Origin of the sequence: Exiguobacterium sp. s129 (assembly GCF_018617585.1) — a bacterium.
In the GTDB taxonomy this organism is placed as follows: Bacteria; Bacillota; Bacilli; order Exiguobacteriales; family Exiguobacteriaceae; genus Exiguobacterium; species Exiguobacterium aestuarii_A.
Map to the genome: position 1 here is coordinate 47063 of NZ_JACSKL010000004.1, position 16926 is coordinate 63988.

General features: G+C 50.7%; 15 protein-coding genes and 1 other annotated feature (1 of these 16 running past the window's edge). All 15 genes read left to right on the forward strand.

Annotated features, from left to right (window positions below; all coding sequences use genetic code 11):
* The first annotated feature begins 22 nt into the window (after positions 1–22).
* The 15 genes from racE (at position 23) to hemL (ending at position 16675) form a co-directional block, all read left to right on the forward strand.
* Complete coding sequence (gene racE, locus KNO92_RS06280; RefSeq protein ID WP_214760497.1) at positions 23–826, forward strand: glutamate racemase; 804 nt, start codon at positions 23–25, stop codon at positions 824–826.
* Positions 819–1568, forward strand: coding sequence for a ribonuclease PH (gene rph, locus KNO92_RS06285; protein ID WP_214760500.1), 750 nt, complete (start codon positions 819–821; stop codon positions 1566–1568). Before racE ends, rph begins: the two co-directional genes overlap by 8 nt.
* Entirely contained in the window at positions 1565–2155 is a 591-nt protein-coding gene (locus tag KNO92_RS06290) for an XTP/dITP diphosphatase (protein WP_214760502.1), read from the forward strand. Before rph ends, KNO92_RS06290 begins: the two co-directional genes overlap by 4 nt.
* Before the next feature lie 5 nt (positions 2156–2160).
* Positions 2161–2673: a metallophosphoesterase family protein gene (locus KNO92_RS06295; protein ID WP_074032782.1), complete on the forward strand. Its 513-nt coding sequence runs from the start codon at positions 2161–2163 to the stop codon at positions 2671–2673.
* A gap of 542 nt (positions 2674–3215) precedes the next feature.
* Complete coding sequence (locus KNO92_RS06300; protein ID WP_214749751.1) at positions 3216–4127, forward strand: hypothetical protein; 912 nt, start codon at positions 3216–3218, stop codon at positions 4125–4127.
* An 89-nt stretch (positions 4128–4216) separates the two neighbouring features.
* A complete protein-coding gene (gene tig, locus KNO92_RS06305; RefSeq protein WP_214695268.1) occupies positions 4217–5509 on the forward strand; it encodes a trigger factor in 1293 nt (430 codons plus the stop codon).
* Positions 5510–5720: 211 nt separating this feature from the next.
* Complete coding sequence (gene clpX / locus KNO92_RS06310; RefSeq protein WP_015881113.1) at positions 5721–6989, forward strand: ATP-dependent protease ATP-binding subunit ClpX; 1269 nt, start codon at positions 5721–5723, stop codon at positions 6987–6989.
* 73 nt (positions 6990–7062) lie between these two features.
* Positions 7063–9363: an endopeptidase La gene (gene lon / locus KNO92_RS06315; protein WP_214760505.1), complete on the forward strand. Its 2301-nt coding sequence runs from the start codon at positions 7063–7065 to the stop codon at positions 9361–9363.
* Entirely contained in the window at positions 9364–9957 is a 594-nt protein-coding gene (gene yihA, locus KNO92_RS06320) for a ribosome biogenesis GTP-binding protein YihA/YsxC (protein WP_074032795.1), read from the forward strand. It abuts the gene before it with no gap.
* 110 nt (positions 9958–10067) lie between these two features.
* Positions 10068–11237, forward strand: a complete 1170-nt coding sequence (locus KNO92_RS06325) for an AI-2E family transporter (RefSeq protein WP_214695272.1) — start codon at positions 10068–10070, stop codon at positions 11235–11237.
* Positions 11238–11421: 184 nt separating this feature from the next.
* Positions 11422–12768, forward strand: coding sequence for a glutamyl-tRNA reductase (gene hemA / locus KNO92_RS06330; RefSeq protein WP_214760507.1), 1347 nt, complete (start codon positions 11422–11424; stop codon positions 12766–12768).
* Between the two features lie 53 nt (positions 12769–12821).
* On the forward strand, positions 12822–13739 hold the full coding sequence (gene hemC / locus KNO92_RS06335; RefSeq protein ID WP_214760509.1) for a hydroxymethylbilane synthase: 918 nt from the start codon (positions 12822–12824) through the stop codon (positions 13737–13739).
* Positions 13740–13764: 25 nt separating this feature from the next.
* Complete coding sequence (locus tag KNO92_RS06340) at positions 13765–14397, forward strand: uroporphyrinogen-III synthase (protein ID WP_214760511.1); 633 nt, start codon at positions 13765–13767, stop codon at positions 14395–14397.
* On the forward strand, positions 14394–15374 hold the full coding sequence (gene hemB, locus KNO92_RS06345) for a porphobilinogen synthase (protein WP_214760513.1): 981 nt from the start codon (positions 14394–14396) through the stop codon (positions 15372–15374). The genes KNO92_RS06340 and hemB overlap by 4 nt, the downstream gene beginning before the upstream one ends.
* Complete coding sequence (hemL, locus tag KNO92_RS06350) at positions 15371–16675, forward strand: glutamate-1-semialdehyde 2,1-aminomutase (RefSeq protein ID WP_214695278.1); 1305 nt, start codon at positions 15371–15373, stop codon at positions 16673–16675. Before hemB ends, hemL begins: the two co-directional genes overlap by 4 nt.
* A gap of 47 nt (positions 16676–16722) precedes the next feature.
* Positions 16723–16926, forward strand: a binding site (T-box leader) (it continues 19 nt past the right edge of the window).

Consider the following 16926-nt stretch of genomic DNA (forward strand, 5'->3'; position numbering starts at 1 on the left):
GTGAGAATGGAAGTGATGCAAAATGAAACGAGCGATTGGAGTCCTCGATTCAGGAGTCGGCGGGTTGACGGTAGTCAAAGAATTGATGCGCCAGCTCCCTAAAGAAGAAATTATCTATATCGGGGATACGGAACGCTGTCCATACGGACCGCGTCCGCACGATGAGATTGAAGCTTATACATGGGAACTCATTGAGTTTCTATTGAAGAAAGACGTCAAAATGATTGTCATCGCGTGTAACACGGCGACGGCGGTCGTTTTGAAAGAGGCGCGGAAACGCCTCGATATCCCGGTCATCGGTGTTATCGACCCAGGTGCCCGTGCGGCCGTCAAAGGGACGCGAAACAAACATATCGGAGTCATCGGTACGAAGATGACGATTGAGAGTGCTTCGTATGAGAAGGCGCTTCGTCACGTAGCTGGTGAGGTCGACGTGTACTCACTCGCTTGCCCACCTTTTGTCCCGCTCGTCGAAGCGGGGGACGTGTCGGGAGACCGCGTCCGTCAAATCGTGGAAGAGACGTTGCGTCCGCTACAACCTTCCGAGATGGATACACTCATTCTCGGTTGCACGCATTATCCGATTCTTGCTCCTGTCATCCAGGACGTGGTCGGACCGAACGTGCACCTCATCTCGTCGGGTGACGAGACGGCGCTTGAAGTCGCAGCGATGCTTGATTATCAAGAGCTTGAGAACGGATTAGATACCGTCCCATCCCATGCCTTTTATGCGACGGGGGATATTGAACTATTTGACCGATTGGCGAGCGAATGGCTCGGTCGTCCGGTCCATGCGGAGAAAGTCGAGGTGACCGGCATTGCGTGATACGAGACGATTTGATGAATTACGAACAGTCGAGATCGTACCGCATGTGAATAAGCATGCGGAAGGATCTGTGCTCATTTCAATCGGTGATACGAAAGTGATTTGTACGGCGACTGTCGAAGAACGTGTTCCGAACTTCCTTCGGGGGAAGAAGCAAGGCTGGATCAATGCTGAGTACGCCATGTTGCCACGTGCGACAGGTGACCGGACCGTCCGAGAAGCAGTACGTGGGAAACAATCGGGTCGAACGATGGAGATTCAACGTCTTATCGCCCGATCACTCCGCTCGGTCGTTGACTTGGAACGTCTTGGCGAACGCACGATTTGGATTGACTGTGACGTTATCCAAGCGGATGGCGGTACGCGTACGGCATCCATCACAGGTGGTTTTTGTGCCCTTGTCCTCGCCGTCGACCGGTTAATCCGTCAAGGGAAGCTCGACGATACACCAATCAAAGAAGGCGTCGCAGCCATCTCGGTCGGACGTACCGATGAACTCGTTCTCGACTTGGACTATATGGAAGACGCGGCGGCTGAAGTCGACATGAACGTCGTCATGACGGCGAGCGGTCGGTTCGTCGAAGTTCAGGGGACAGGTGAAGAGGCGACGTTCACACTTCAAGAGATGAACGAGATGCTCGCGCTTGCACAACACGGAATCGAATCATTATTCAAGACGGCACAAGAGGCACTCGGTGCTTCTTGGTGGTACGTCGGAGAACGTTCGGAGGAGACATTATGAAGTTGATCATTGCGACACACAATCCTGGTAAAGTGAAAGAACTAGAAGGGATGTTAACACCGCTCGGATTTGAGGTCGAATCACTACTCGATCATCCGGATGCGCCGGAAACAGATGAGACAGGGACGACATTTGAAGAAAATGCGGCGTTAAAAGCGACGGAAGCGGCTGCCTATTTCGGGCATGCCGTACTCGCGGACGACTCCGGTCTTGAAGTCGACGCGCTCGACGGGGCACCTGGTGTATATTCAGCTCGCTTCGCCGGTCCTGAAAAGTCGGATGAAGCGAACAATGCGCTTCTTCTTGAAAAATTGAACGGCGAAACGAATCGCGTGGCCCGCTTCGTCTGTGCCCTCTGTCTGGCGAAACCGACAGGAGAGACGTTGACCGTTCGCGGAACAATTGAAGGGACAATCGGCTATTCTCCACGTGGCGAGAACGGTTTTGGATACGACCCGCTCTTTATCGTTCCATCGCTCCACAAGACGGCGGCTGAACTAGAACGTGAAGAAAAAGCGGTCGTCAGTCACCGTGGACAGGCATTACGAAAACTGGAGGCAGAAATCATTCCATTCATGAAAGGATGAAGCTTATGCGTTTTCTAATAGTGAGTGATAGTCATGGTCTGACGGAAGAATTGACAACGATTTTTGAACGACACGAGGCGGAGATTGATGACGCATTCCATTGCGGCGATTCACAACTCGCACTTGTCGATGAACATCTATTGCCGTATCGAACGGTCCGTGGGAATTGTGATTTTGGTGGAGACCTTCCGCTCGAACGAATCGAGACGACGGATGCCGGTACGATCCTCATCGTCCACGGGCATCATCACGACGTCAAATTCGACTTGAATCGGCTGCGTTACCGGGCGGAAGAAGTCGGTGCGAACGTCGTCTTGTTCGGTCACTCGCATGTGGCGGGTGCTTTGATCGAGGATGGGGTCGTCTACATCAACCCGGGTTCGATTCGGATGCCACGTGGACGTTCGGACAAAACGTATGCGCTTCTTGACCTAGAAAACGGGGAAGCAGCAGTACGTTTTTATCGCTCAGAAGACGGTTCTCACGTCGAAGATTTGGACATCGCAGGAAAACTATGAGTTTCGAATGGGAAATCGATTGACAGGAAACCATTTTTCTATTATAGTTTTCATGTCAATGTCCCAATAGCTCAGCAGGATAGAGCAACGGCCTTCAAGACAAATAGGAGCCTTTATAGGGAAACAGAAACCTATAAAGTGGACGACACTATATCGGTGAAGCCTTAACAGATGATGCTGATGGTAATACCGAGGAAACTCATTCCCGCCTGGTCGGGTCGAGTTGATTCGAATGTCTATGGAAATAGAGGTAGAATCAATGGAGGAGCATCGTGCTCGTGAGGTTCCGTAGAGACTACACGTGTCGCACCTGAAACGGTGAAGATATAGTCCAGACTACAAACAACACGATGTTGGTGACGAAAGTCATGGTGGTAAGCTAAGCCGTCGGTCGGGGGTTCGAATCCCTCTTGGGACGCTTCCATTAAAATAGAGACGCTCTCTACGGAGAACGTCTCTTTTTTCATTTTCCGGGAAATCGATTGACAAGGAATCGCGTCCTAACGGAAGATGAAAGGGAATGGAAGAGAGGGTGAGGGAAGATGGAGAAGGAAAAGGACCAGGACTATCCGTTCCCCGGGAATTGGTCGCGTCTGCATAAGATGATTCAAGAAGCAGATGCTTCTGGGGAACGACAGCGGATCGAACCGATTTTATGGGATTGGTATCAGGCGATTCCGGGTGACCCGTTTATTTTCATGGAAATCTTCCAATGTGCGATGGAAAAACCGGACGACCCGGAAACGCTCGAGAAGTTGCAGGAACTCGTCGCCATCCAGATGGCGGAAGCGGAAGAACCGGCTTCGGGCGGATTACAAATCGCGCAGTATTACATCATGCGGGACCAGCCGTTTGAAGCGGCGCACTGGATCAACCAGTACCTCGAATGGCAAGACAAAAAAGATACGGTCAACACACAGGCACATCAAGTGCTTCAAGTGTTGAAGATGACGGAGTTTCCGGCGGCAATCGCCAAATTGAAACGGACGTTGACGCGCGGCAGTACAGGGGAACAAATCGAGGCGTTGCAACATGTTCATTTCAATATCGATTCGGTGCTCGACAATGTGCTGCATGAGCTACTCGTATCCAAGCGACCGAAGCTCGTCAAATTAATCGTGTTAGAGAAGGCTTTTGCCGAACTTGCGGTCATCAAGTGGTCGGATGGGGATTCGACGAACGAGATGTCGCAAATGGAGGCAACATCGCACATCGAGACGTGGGAGAAGACCGTTCTCTCGCTTCAAAAATCAGTAGAGGGCGATGAAATCGGGACTCAGTTGTTGATGAACTATATGTATACGCATTATCCGTATGTGCCGGCTGAAAAAGCGGACGTGGAACAGGCGCTCGTACAGGCGAAACAAGCGATTTTGCATGACGAGGCAGTCGACGGTTTGGCAGCTGCGATTTTAGAGGCGGATCTGCGCTTCACACAGGCGTTATTAGACTAAATCCTTGTGTGCATACCGAGGATTTATGCTATAATACGGATTGTTGTACATTTTTGTACGGTATAAACGAATTGTTGGAGGGACTTAGCATGACAGCAAAATGGGAAAAAACATCAGGTAGCCAAGGCGTACTCACGTACGAAGCTCCTGCAGAAGCTTTTGATAAAGCAGTTGACGCCGCATTTAAAACAGTCGTCAAAGACTTGAACGTGCCTGGCTTCCGTAAAGGTAAATTGCCACGCCCAATGTTCAACAAAATGTATGGAGAAGAAGCACTCTATCAAGATGCGCTCGACATTCTCTACCGCGACACAATCCAAGGTGCGGTTGAAGAAGCTGGTTTCGAACCAATCGCGCTCGAAAACATCGATGTAGACGGCACGCTCGAGAAAGGCAAACCAGTCGCTTTCAAAGTGACATTCGTGGTTGAGCCAGAAGCTGAGCTTGGCGAATACAAAGGCCTCGAGTACGAAGCTGTTTCAACTGAAGTAACAGAAGACGAAGTAACAGCAGAACTTGAAGCACTTCAACAGCAAGGCGCAGAACTCGCTGTTAAAGAAGGTGCAATCGAAAACGGCGATACAGCTGTATTTGATTTCGCAGGTTTCGCTGACGGTGAGCAGTTCGAAGGCGGCACAGCTGAGAACTACACACTCGAAATCGGTTCTGGTCAATTCATCCCAGGATTCGAAGAGCAAATGATCGGCATGACTGCTGGTGAAGAAAAAGACGTTGAAGTAACATTCCCTGAAGAGTACCACGCTGAAAACTTAGCGGGTAAACCAGCGACATTCAAAGTCAAACTTCACGAAGTTAAAACAAAACAAGTTCCTGAACTCGACGACGAGTTCGCAAAAGACATCGACGAGTCTGTTTCGACACTCGACGAGTTGAAAGCGAGCATCCGTGAGCGTTTAGAAGCTGGTAAGAAACAAGAAGCTGAAGGTACAATGCGCGACCAGCTCGTTGAGCAGGCAACTGCTAACGCGACAATCGACGTACCACAAGTTCTCGTTGACCAAGAAGTAGACCGCATGGTACAAGAGTTCGGTTCACGTGTATCTTCACAAGGAATCGACCTTAACATGTACTTCGAACTCACTGGTACTTCTGAAGAAGCAATGCGCGAAGAGATGAAAGAGCAAGCTGAAGAGCGCGTTAAAGCTCGTCTCGTCTTGAAAGCGATCGCTGACAAAGAAGCAATCGAAGTATCTGACGAAGATGCTGAGAAAGAGCTTGAAGAAATGTCTAAACTTTACAACATCGCACCGGACCAACTCCGTACGATGCTCGCTCCACAAGGCGGTCTTGAGACACTTAAAGGTGACCTCAAATTCCGTAAAGCGATCGACATCCTCGTTGAAAACGGTAAAGCGAAGTAAGTTGATTTTTAGTGGGACGACTGCTTAGCGGTCGTCCTTTTTTCTGTCACAACACTTTGGATGTGTAATTCTTTGAAGTCGCAATATGTTCATGCTACAATTATTTCAACGCAGAGATGTAAAATGTCTTTTCACGGTGCATCGCACCAGAAAATACAAATCGCGATTTATCGCACTTACATCCATTTTCACCACAGAAGGGGTGTATCGAATGTTCAAATTTAACGAGGAAAAGGGGCAACTCAAGTGCTCGTTTTGCGGAAAATCGCAAGAACAAGTTCGTAAGTTAGTCGCCGGACCAGGCGTATACATTTGCGATGAGTGTATCGAACTTTGCAATGAAATCGTTGAGGAAGAGCTCGGTGTAGAGGAAGAAGTCGAATTCAAAGACATTCCGAAACCACAAGAGATTCGTAACATTCTAGACGATTATGTCATTGGACAAGACCGCGCGAAACGTGCGCTTTCAGTCGCTGTCTATAACCACTATAAACGCATCAACGCCGGCGGCCGTTCAGATGATGTCGAACTTGCGAAGTCGAACATCGTCATGATCGGACCAACTGGTAGCGGGAAGACGCTTCTCGCCCAGACGATGGCTCGCGTCTTGAACGTCCCATTCGCAATCGCGGATGCGACAAGCTTGACGGAAGCAGGTTACGTCGGTGAAGACGTCGAAAATATCTTGCTCAAATTGATTCAATCAGCTGACTACGATGTCGAGAAGGCTGAAAAAGGAATCATCTATATTGATGAGATCGATAAGATTGCTCGTAAGTCTGAAAACCCATCGATTACGCGCGACGTATCCGGTGAAGGCGTTCAGCAGGCACTCCTTAAAATTCTTGAAGGCACGACAGCAAGCGTACCGCCACAAGGTGGACGTAAGCATCCGCATCAAGAATTCATCCAAATCGATACGACAAACATTCTCTTCATCGTCGGCGGAGCATTCGCCGGGATTGAATCGGTCGTCAAACGCCGAATCGGGAAGAAAGTCATCGGTTTCGGAAACGATCAAGAGAATCGCGAGTTGACGCAAGAAGACTTGCTCGCCCGCGCACTTCCTGAAGACCTTCAAAAATTCGGTTTGATTCCTGAGTTCATCGGTCGTTTGCCAGTCATGGCGACGCTCACGACACTCGACGAGGAAGCACTCGTTGAAATCTTGACGAAGCCGAAAAATGCCCTCGTTCGTCAGTACGAGAAAATGCTCGAGCTTGACGATGTCGAATTGACGTTCACAGACGAGGCATTGATCGAAATCGCCAAACTTGCGATCAAACGTAAGACTGGCGCGCGCGGTCTCCGCTCGATTATCGAAGAAATGATGCTCGATGTGATGTTCACCGTCCCATCGCGTGACGATATCGAGAAAGTCATCATCACAGATGAAACGATTACGGGTCTTGCCGGTCCGAAATACGTCCTTCGTGATGGTACTGTCGAACAGACAGGGGACAACAAAGAGACAGCATAATTTGTTAACGAAGAAGGCTCAAACACTCGGCACACTCCGAGTTTTGGGCCTTTTTGCACAGGAGGCGTTGTAGATGGAAAAATTACCAATCCTTCCGTTGCGAGGAGTCGTCGTATATCCGCTCATCGGTGTGACAATCGATGTCGGACGCCCGTTATCACTTCGGGCGCTCCTTGCTGCAAAGGAGCATGAAACGGATTTAATTGTCGTCACTCAAAAAGAGACCGGGAACGAGTCACCAGAACCGGAAGACTTGTACACGATTGGAACACGTGTCCATATCGCCAAGATGAGCGAATTGTCGAACGAGACGATTCGGGTTCGCATCGTTGGGAAAGAGCGTGTCCGCGTCGACTCGGTCGAATCGACGGATGAAGGCTGGTTCGCCAACGTCGAACCACTCGAGCTTGCTGAAGGGGAAGAGGTCGAGCGTACGGCACTCGTCCGTCTGTTGAAAGAGCAGTTCGGTAAACTTGTCGCCAACATCAAAGGCATGTCCCCGGACGAACGTCGTCGTTTCGAGATGTATGAGCGACTTGAGTCGCTCACGGACTATATCACGTCGAAACTCGATGTCGATGTCGAACTTCGCCAAGCGATGCTCGAAGAAGCAGATGCGGTCAAACGAGGGCTTGAACTGCTTGAAATCATCGCACACGAGGTGGAAGTGATCGAACTCGAGCAAGAGATGCGCGAACGGACGAAGAAGTCGATTGAGCAGTCACAGCGCGAGTACTACTTACGGGAACAGATGAAGACGATTCAACAAGAACTCGGTGACCAGACACAAGAGTCTGAGCCGAATCGCCTCCGCGAGAAGTTAGAAGCGCTCGACTTGCCAGAGACGACTCGGAAGAACGTCATGCGTGAAGCAGAGCGATTGAACGTCGTCCCACAAACGTCTCCTGAGTATGCGGTCATCCGTAACTACCTTGACTGGGTCGCATCCCTTCCATGGGGCATCGAGACGGAAGACAAGCTCGATGTGAAACACGCAGCAGACGTCCTTGACGATGACCATTACGGTTTAGAGTCAGTAAAAGACCGAATCCTTGAATACTTGGCTGTCCGTCAGTTGACGAACTCGCTTCGTGGACCAATCCTTTGTCTCGCCGGACCTCCAGGGGTCGGGAAGACGTCGCTCGCCCGTTCTATCGCCTCGGCGCTTGAACGTCACTTCGTTCGTGTCTCACTTGGTGGGGTACGCGATGAGGCAGAAATCCGTGGTCACCGCCGCACGTATATCGGCGCGATGCCAGGACGTGTCATCCGCGGGTTGAAGCAAGCGGAAAGCAAGAACCCCGTCTTCTTACTCGATGAAATCGACAAGATGGCTTCTGACTTCAGAGGAGACCCAGCGTCGGCGATGCTCGAAGTACTCGACCCAGAGCAAAACGTATCGTTCTCGGACCACTACATCGAAGAACCGTTCGATTTATCGAACGTCCTCTTCATCGCGACAGCGAACGACGTCTCGCAAATTCCGGCACCGCTCCTTGACCGGATGGAACTCATCCAAATCGGTGGGTATACGGAGCTCGAAAAAGTCGAAATCGCGAAGCGTCACTTAGTGCCGAAACAGTTGAAAGAGCACGGATTGAAGAAAAGCCAATTGACGATCAAAGAAGATGCGCTCTATGAAGTCGTACGCCGCTACACACGTGAAGCGGGTGTCCGAAACTTAGAACGCGTCATCGGTTCGCTCTGCCGTAAAGCAGCGAAACAAATCGCAATCGGTGAGAAGAAACGGGTCACGATTTCGAAGAAAGCCATCATCACGTATCTCGGAAAACCGAAGTATCGTTACGGAAAAGGGGAGACCGAGGATTCAATCGGTGCAGTGACAGGTCTTGCTTACACGGCGTTCGGTGGAGACACGCTCACAATCGAAGTGGCGCTCGCACCAGGGAAAGGCAAACTTCAGTTGACGGGTAAACTCGGTGACGTGATGCAGGAGTCGGCACAGACGGCATATAGCTATGTCCGTGCGAATGCGGAGCGGTTCGGGATTGACCCGACGTTTTATGAGCGACAAGACATCCATATCCACGTTCCGGAAGGTGCCGTACCGAAAGACGGACCGTCGGCCGGGATCACGATTGCGACAGCACTCATTTCTGCGTTGACCGGAAAAAAAGTCCATCGCGATGTCGGGATGACGGGGGAAATCACACTTCGTGGACGCGTCTTACCGATTGGTGGATTGAAAGAAAAAGCGCTCGCCGCTCATCGGGCCGGGTTGACGACCATCGTCATTCCGAAAGATAATGAGCGAGACATCGATGACATTCAAGAAACGGTGCGTGAGAAACTGACGTTCGTTCCCGTGACGACACTCGATGAAGTACTAGATGTAGCATTTGGAGGAAATTAAATGAAAATCAACAAAGCAGAATTCGTGACGAGTGCCGTCGCGCCAGACCATTATCCGGTCCATGAGTTGCCGGAAGTGGCGCTTGCCGGACGGTCGAACGTCGGGAAGTCGTCGTTCATCAATAAGATTTGCCAACGGAAGGCGCTCGCACGTACGTCTTCAAAACCAGGAAAGACTCAGACCCTCAACTTCTTCAACATCAATGATGAAATCATGTTCGTTGACGTTCCAGGATACGGTTATGCGAAAGTATCGAAGACGGAACGTGAGAAGTGGGGCGTCATGATGGAGCAATATTTGACGAGCCAAGAGGCGCTTCGCGGCGTCGTCTTACTCGTCGATATCCGTCATGAACCGACGGGTGACGATGTGACGATGTACAACTTCTTGAAGCACTATGACATTCCTGTCATCGTCGTAGCAACGAAGCTCGATAAAATCAAGAAGAGCCAGCGTCAAAAGCACGAGGCAGCAGTAAAACGTAAGCTTCAGTTCGATCCATCTGACCGTTTCGTCGCTTTCTCAGCCGAAACAGCAGAAGGAAAAGACGACGCATGGAAAGCGATTTATGCACTCATCACGGAAGGTGAATGAAGTATGGGCGAAGGGATTCCTTCGCCTTTTTGTTTTTCTCATCCCGCAATCGGGTAATTATCGTATAATCATAGTTAGTACATAGTCATAATCGTAAACGAGGTGGAGAAATGCAGCGCATGTTTGAAAACAAATGGTACCGCGCCCTCTTTTGGACGCTGACCATCTTTTTAGTCATTTGGGTCGGAACAGAGATCTCATTCGTGTTTGAACCGATTCAAGTTATTTTGGCACTTGTCACGGTCCCACTCATTGTGGCCGGGCTCTTCTTTTATTTCTTGGTCGGCATCGTCGACTTTTTAGAAAAACGGTTGAAAGGGAAACGGGCACTTGCGGTCGCGATGACATTGATCGGTCTCGTGCTCATCTTTACCATCGTCTTCAGTATTCTCGGACCGGTCCTTGCTGAACAGGTCACGTCGCTCATCAATGCGATGCCAAGTATCGCAAAAGAGCTCCAACAGCAGGCGTTCGCCGTCCGAGATACATTGATGCAAAATGAATTTTTGTCACGCTTCATGGCTGAGAATGACGAGATTTTCCGCAATTTGACGACAAATATTACGTCCTACTTAGGAGAATTATTTGGAAACATCGCGTCGTCATTCGGTCAAGTCGTCGGATTCGTGACGTCAGCGGTCATCACAATCGTCGTCATCCCGTTTATGCTTCTCTACATGTTGCTTGATGGGAAACGTCTGCCGGACGCCATCGTCAAATTGCTTCCATCGAGCTATGAGAAAGAGACGCGCCACATTCTGCACGACATGCACGAGACGGTGCGAAGCTACGTCAACGCACAATTGCTCGTTGCGTTTTTCATTGGTATTACATCTCTCATTGGGCTGTTGATTGTTGGTATTGACTACGCCATTCTACTTGCCCTTTTCATGATGGTGACGAATATCATTCCATACGTCGGACCGTTCTTAGGTGCTATTCCAGCTGTCATCGTGGCGTTCATTCAAGATCCGATTAAAGTCATCTGGGTCATCGTCGTGGTGATTATCGTCCAGCAGATTGAATCGAACGTCATTTCACCACTTATTCAAGGAAAATCTTTGAAAGTCCACCCACTCACGATCATTATCGTCTTGCTCGTGGCTGGAAATTTGGCTGGGATTATCGGGATGCTTATTGCAGTACCTACGTATGCGGTCGCAAAAACAGTTGTCCAGAATATCGTTCGTATCTATAAATTAAAGGAGCGCGAACAATATTTAGACAAAGAAGAGACGGAAAGTTCTATCATTACGGATTTAAACTCATCAGATTCATAAGAGGAAGGGTAGAAATGGGGTTTCGCCATTTCTACTTCTTTTTGTCACAAAAAGTTCTTATTTTATTTCAGGAAAATCAAACAGAAGATTATAGTTACCAGATAAGAACTGTTATAATGTACGGTAGAGATTGAAAAAAAGAAGAGACAACCGTCGGTGGATTTTAGATGAGGGGAAGAGATACATGCATATTGTCGTCGTTGGACTAAATAACAAGACAGCCCCTGTCGCGATTCGGGAGCAATTCTCGTTTGGGGAGCAAGAAATCGTGGATGCGATGATTGCACTTCGCGAAGAGAAGAGCATTTTCGAGTCGGTTATTTTGTCTACGTGTAACCGAACGGAGCTGTACGTCGTGACAGATCAACTCCATACTGGACGTTATTACACGAAACGTTTCTTGGCGAACTGGTTCAACCTAGAGATGGAGCAGTTCACACCATACTTGTCGATTCGAGAAGGGGAAGAGGCGATTCGTCACTTATTCCGTGTCACATCGGGCCTCGACTCAATGATCATCGGGGAAACACAAATTTTAGGTCAGGTGAAGACGAGTTTCTTCCGTGCCCAAGAGCATGGAACGACAGGAACGGTCTTCAACAAATTATTCAAAGAAGCGGTCACACTCGCCAAGCGCGCCCATACGGACACGCAAATTGGGGAAATGTCTGTATCGGTCAGTTCGGCTGCCGTGACGCTGGCGCAAGAGATGTATCAACAGCTCGAAGACAAACAAGTCGTCGTCGTCGGAGCCGGTGAAACGGGTGAACTGACAACACTCAACTTGTTCGAGGCTGGTGCTAAACAGATTGCCGTCTTCAACCGGACGGAGAGCAAGGCAAAAGCTGTTGCAGATAAGTTCAAAGGTCGTGCCCATTCGATTCGTGAAATCGCATGTGGCTTACTCGATGCGGATATTTTGATCAGTTCGACCGGGGCGAAAGACGCCGTCATCGGATATGACGATGTGGCAGCGGCACAATTGTTGCGCCGTGAACGCCCACTTCTTCTCATTGACATTGCTGTGCCGCGAGATATCGATCCAGCGGTCGCGACACTTCCAGGTGTTCATTTGTTCGATGTCGATGATTTGAATGGAATCGTCAACAAGAATCTCGAAGCTCGTCTCCTCGAGGCCGAGAAGATTGAGATGAAGATCGATGAAGCGATTCAAGAGTTCCAAACATGGCTCGTCACGCTCGGTGTCGTACCAATCATGAACGAGTTGCGCGCCCGTGCCCTTGATATTCAAGAAGACACGATGACGAGTCTAGAGCGTAAGCTCGATCACTTGTCGGCGCGCGACAAGAAAGTCATCGGGAAGCACATGAAGTCCATCATCAACCAGATGCTTCGTGACCCGATTGACTACATTAAAGATGCAGCGGCACAGCCGGACGCAAACGTTCGAATTGCCCAGTTTGTCGAGACGTTCGGACTCGATGTCGAGTTACCAGAACAGCCGGTAGACGAAGTGGAAGAAACAGATGCCACTTCTGCCAAAGCACCACTTCGCGCATTGATGCGCTAACAAGATATAAAAGGCGACATGTGTCGCCTTTTTCTATGAAGGAGAGACTCAACATGCGAAAAATCATCGTCGGCTCACGCCGTTCCCAACTTGCCATGACTCAAACGAAATGGGTCATCGAACAATTGAAACAAGCCGGAGCACAAAATGAGTTCGAGATTAAAGAAATCGTGACGAAAGGCGATCAAATCGTCGACGTACAATTGTCAAAAGTCGGCGGGAAAGGTCTATTCGTCAAAGAGATTCAACAACAGATGCTCGATGGGGATATCGACTTCGCCGTCCACAGCATGAAAGACGTACCAGCCGAACTTCCGGAAGAACTCTATATCAGCTGTATGCCGAAACGTGTCGACGCGCGTGACGTCCTCATCTGCGAGAATGGCTATACGTTCGAGACGCTTCCGAAAGGTTCGATCGTCGGAACAAGCTCACTCCGTCGCGGTGCACAAATCTTAGCGGCACGTCCCGACCTTGAGATTCAATGGATTCGCGGAAACATCGACACACGTCTGAAGAAGTTGGATTCGGAGAACTACAACGCCATTTTGCTCGCAAAAGCCGGGCTCGAACGGATGGGGTGGACGGACCGTGTCGACTTCGAAGCACTTGACCCGGACGTCATGGTACCTGCTGTCGGACAAGGCGTACTCGCAATCGAGAGCCGTAAAGACGATGCAGAGGTAACGGCAGTGCTTCAATTGTTACACGATGACGTGACGGCAAAAGCCGCGACAGCGGAACGGACTTTCTTAAAAGCCATCGAAGGTAGCTGTCACGTCCCGGTCGGCGGTTACGCAACGGTCGACGGTGACGAAGTGACGCTCACGGGCCTCATCGCGTCAGTGGACGGGAAAGAAGTGCTTCGTGTGACGAAAACGTCAACGGACGGGGTCGCAATCGGAATGGACGTTGCAGAAGAATTGCTTGGACGTGGCGGGCGTGAAATCCTCGCCTCGGTCAATGAGTGACGTTTGGTACACGGGAACGAAACGAATGACCGCTTCGCAACGGGCACTGCTCGAGGCGAGCGGTCTTTCCGTTCATCATGTCCCGCTCATTCAGACGAGAGAGACGCACGTCCCACCACCCGTGGAGAGATTCGACTGGCTCGTCGTCACGAGCCAGAACGCGGTGCCCGCGCTTCGAAATCTGACGCGTGACGTCAAGGTCGCTGCTGTCGGTGAGAAGACGAAGCGGGCGCTTGAAGCGGAAGGGTTTACCGTCTCGCTCATGCCGGAGACGTATACGGGTGAGGCACTCTTTGAGCAGTTACGCGATGTCGTTTCCGCCGATGAGGTCGTCTTGTTCGCGCGTGGGAATTTGGCGAACAGGAAGCACATGACGATGCTCTCTCACGTGCAGGACTGGGTCGTCTACGAGACGATCCCAGTGCCGTTGACACCGGCGCAACAGCAACAACTCGAAACCGTGAAGGCACTGCTCGTCTTGAGCCCGTCGGCCGTCGAGGCGCTCACACCGCACTTGTCCCGCTTCACCGGGACGTGGTACGCCATCGGCGAAGTGACCGAACGTGCCGTCCGACAAGTGTCGACATTACCGGTACGAGTGCCAGAATGTTATACTATGGATGCATTAATACAGTGTGTAGGGGAGGATTTTTCATGAACCAGTTTGACCGTCACCGTCGTCTTCGCTCATCGAAGTCGATGCGTGCCCTCGTACGTGAAAATCATGTTCGGAAAGAAGATTTGATTTACCCACTCTTCATCATTGAAGGGACTAACATTAAACGTGAAGTCAGCTCGATGCCTGGCGTCTTTAATTATTCACTTGACCGACTCGAAGAAGAGATCAAAGAAATCGTCGACCTTGGTCTCCAATCCGTGCTCTTGTTCGGCGTGCCAGAACATAAAGACCCGGAAGGCAGTGAAGCGTATCACGACCACGGCATCGTCCAAGAAGCGATCCGTAAAGTAAAAGAGTGGGCGCCACAGCTCACGGTCATCGCCGATACGTGCCTATGTGAATACACGTCGACAGGTCACTGTGGCCTTGTGAAGGACGGGGACGTCGATAACGACGCATCGCTTCCACTTCACGTCCAGACAGCTATCACGCAAGCACAAGCGGGTGCCGATATCATCGCACCGAGCTCGATGATGGACGGATTCGTCGTAGCCATCCGTGAAGGTCTCGACCAAAACGGATTCAGCCACATCCCAATCATGAGCTATGGCGTAAAATATGCGTCGGCGTATTACGGACCGTTCCGTGACGCTGCCCAATCGGCTCCTGGTGAAGGCGACCGTAAAGGTTATCAGATGGACCCGGCGAACCGTCGTGAGGCGTTCCGCGAGTCACAATCTGACGTCGAACAAGGTGCCGACTTTATGATTGTCAAACCGGCTCTCGCGTTCATGGACATCATCCGTGATATGCGTGACTCACTCGATATGCCAATCGTGGCGTATAACGTGAGCGGAGAGTACGCGATGATCAAAGCCGCATCACTCAACGACTGGGTCGATGAAGAACGCATCGTCATGGAGACGATGGTAGGATTCAAACGTGCCGGTGCAGATCTCATCGTCACGTATTTCGCAAAAGACGTCTGTCGCTATTTGGAAGGAGACTACGCATGACTTACAACCAAACGCGCTCACAAGAAGCGTTCGAACAAGCCCGCCCACTCATGCCAGGCGGCGTCAACAGTCCGGTCCGTGCCTACAAATCGGTCGGTATGACGCCGATCTTCGCCGAACGTGGTGAAGGTTCACGCGTCTATGACATCGATGGCAATGAGTATATCGATTACGTCCTCTCATGGGGACCACTCATCCTCGGTCACCGTGATCCTGTCGTCACGAAAGCGATTCAAGAACAAGCTGAAAAAGGCTGGACGTTCGGGACACCGACCGAGCTTGAGACGAAGATGGCAGAACTCGTCATCGACCGCGTCCCATCAATCGAGATGGTTCGTATGGTCAACTCGGGTACGGAAGCGACGATGGCGGCACTTCGCCTCGCACGCGGCTATACAGGGAAGACGAAGATCTTGAAGTTCGAAGGATGCTACCACGGACACGGCGACTCGCTTCTCATTAAAGCCGGTTCTGGTGTCGCAACACTCGGTCTCCCGGACTCACCAGGTGTACCGAAAGAGCTCGCGAGCCACACGCTCACCGTTCCTTACAACGACTTGGACGCAGTCCGCGTCGCGTTTGAGAAATACGGTGACGACCTCGCTGGTGTCATCGTCGAACCGGCTGCTGGAAACATGGGCTTCGTGCCACCACAACCAGGGTTCCTCAAAGGACTCCGTGAAATCACGGAACAAAACGGCGCGCTTCTCATCTTTGATGAGGTCATGACGGGCTTCCGTGTCGGGTACAACTGTGCACAAGGATACTTCGGTGTCACACCGGACCTCACGTGTCTCGGTAAGGTTATCGGCGGTGGACTTCCGGTCGGCGCTTACGGTGGAAAACGTGAAATCATGGAACAGATCGCACCGCAAGGTCCGATCTATCAAGCGGGTACGCTCTCGGGTAACCCACTCGCGATGATTGCTGGTTACACGACACTCTCGCAACTCAAACCGGAGCACTATGCGGAGTTCGAGCGTAAAGCAGACCGTCTCGCGGAAGGTTTCACGCAAGCTGGTGAGAAATACAACATCCCGCACGACACGAACCGTGCCGGCTCGATGTTTGGCTTCTTCTTCACGAATGAGAAAGTGACGAACTTCGAAAAAGCGAAATCGGCGAACCTCGAGATGTTCCGTTCGTACTATCAGAAGATGGCAGCGCGCGGCGTATTCTTGCCACCGTCACAGTTCGAAGGATTGTTCCTATCGACGGCACATACGGATGAGGATATCGAGAAGACGATTGCAGCGGTCGAAGCGACGTTTAAAGAGCTTCAAGAAGAGTTTTCACTCTAATCTTGACTGCTGACGTTTCTGTCGCTACAATTATTTAACAGATATGATGAATTGCTTTGATGAGGAGTAGTACGCATCATCCATTCCTTTTTAGAGACGCGACCGCTTGGTGAAAGGTTGCGAGGGATGGACGCGGAAGTCGCCTCGGAGCTGACTTTCTGAATGGAGTAAGAAAGTTCGGTCCATCGACCGTTATTCGATTTTGAGTGCGCCACTTGTTGGCGAACTAAGGTGGTACCGCGGAAGATCAC

Bases quoted from the DNA above. Each gene is read 5' to 3' on its own strand.
- racE (WP_214760497.1), top strand. From the start codon at position 23: ATGAAACGAGCGATTGGAGTCCTCGATTCAGGAGTCGGCGGGTTGACG.
- KNO92_RS06290 (WP_214760502.1), top strand. From the start codon at position 1,565: ATGAAGTTGATCATTGCGACACACAATCCTGGTAAAGTGAAAGAACTA.
- KNO92_RS06295 (WP_074032782.1), top strand. From the start codon at position 2,161: ATGCGTTTTCTAATAGTGAGTGATAGTCATGGTCTGACGGAAGAATTG.
- KNO92_RS06300 (WP_214749751.1), top strand. From the start codon at position 3,216: ATGGAGAAGGAAAAGGACCAGGACTATCCGTTCCCCGGGAATTGGTCG.
- tig (WP_214695268.1), top strand. From the start codon at position 4,217: ATGACAGCAAAATGGGAAAAAACATCAGGTAGCCAAGGCGTACTCACG.
- clpX (WP_015881113.1), top strand. From the start codon at position 5,721: ATGTTCAAATTTAACGAGGAAAAGGGGCAACTCAAGTGCTCGTTTTGC.
- lon (WP_214760505.1), top strand. From the start codon at position 7,063: ATGGAAAAATTACCAATCCTTCCGTTGCGAGGAGTCGTCGTATATCCG.
- yihA (WP_074032795.1), top strand. From the start codon at position 9,364: ATGAAAATCAACAAAGCAGAATTCGTGACGAGTGCCGTCGCGCCAGAC.
- KNO92_RS06325 (WP_214695272.1), top strand. From the start codon at position 10,068: ATGCAGCGCATGTTTGAAAACAAATGGTACCGCGCCCTCTTTTGGACG.
- hemA (WP_214760507.1), top strand. From the start codon at position 11,422: ATGCATATTGTCGTCGTTGGACTAAATAACAAGACAGCCCCTGTCGCG.
- hemC (WP_214760509.1), top strand. From the start codon at position 12,822: ATGCGAAAAATCATCGTCGGCTCACGCCGTTCCCAACTTGCCATGACT.
- KNO92_RS06340 (WP_214760511.1), top strand. From the start codon at position 13,765: ATGACCGCTTCGCAACGGGCACTGCTCGAGGCGAGCGGTCTTTCCGTT.
- hemB (WP_214760513.1), top strand. From the start codon at position 14,394: ATGAACCAGTTTGACCGTCACCGTCGTCTTCGCTCATCGAAGTCGATG.
- hemL (WP_214695278.1), top strand. From the start codon at position 15,371: ATGACTTACAACCAAACGCGCTCACAAGAAGCGTTCGAACAAGCCCGC.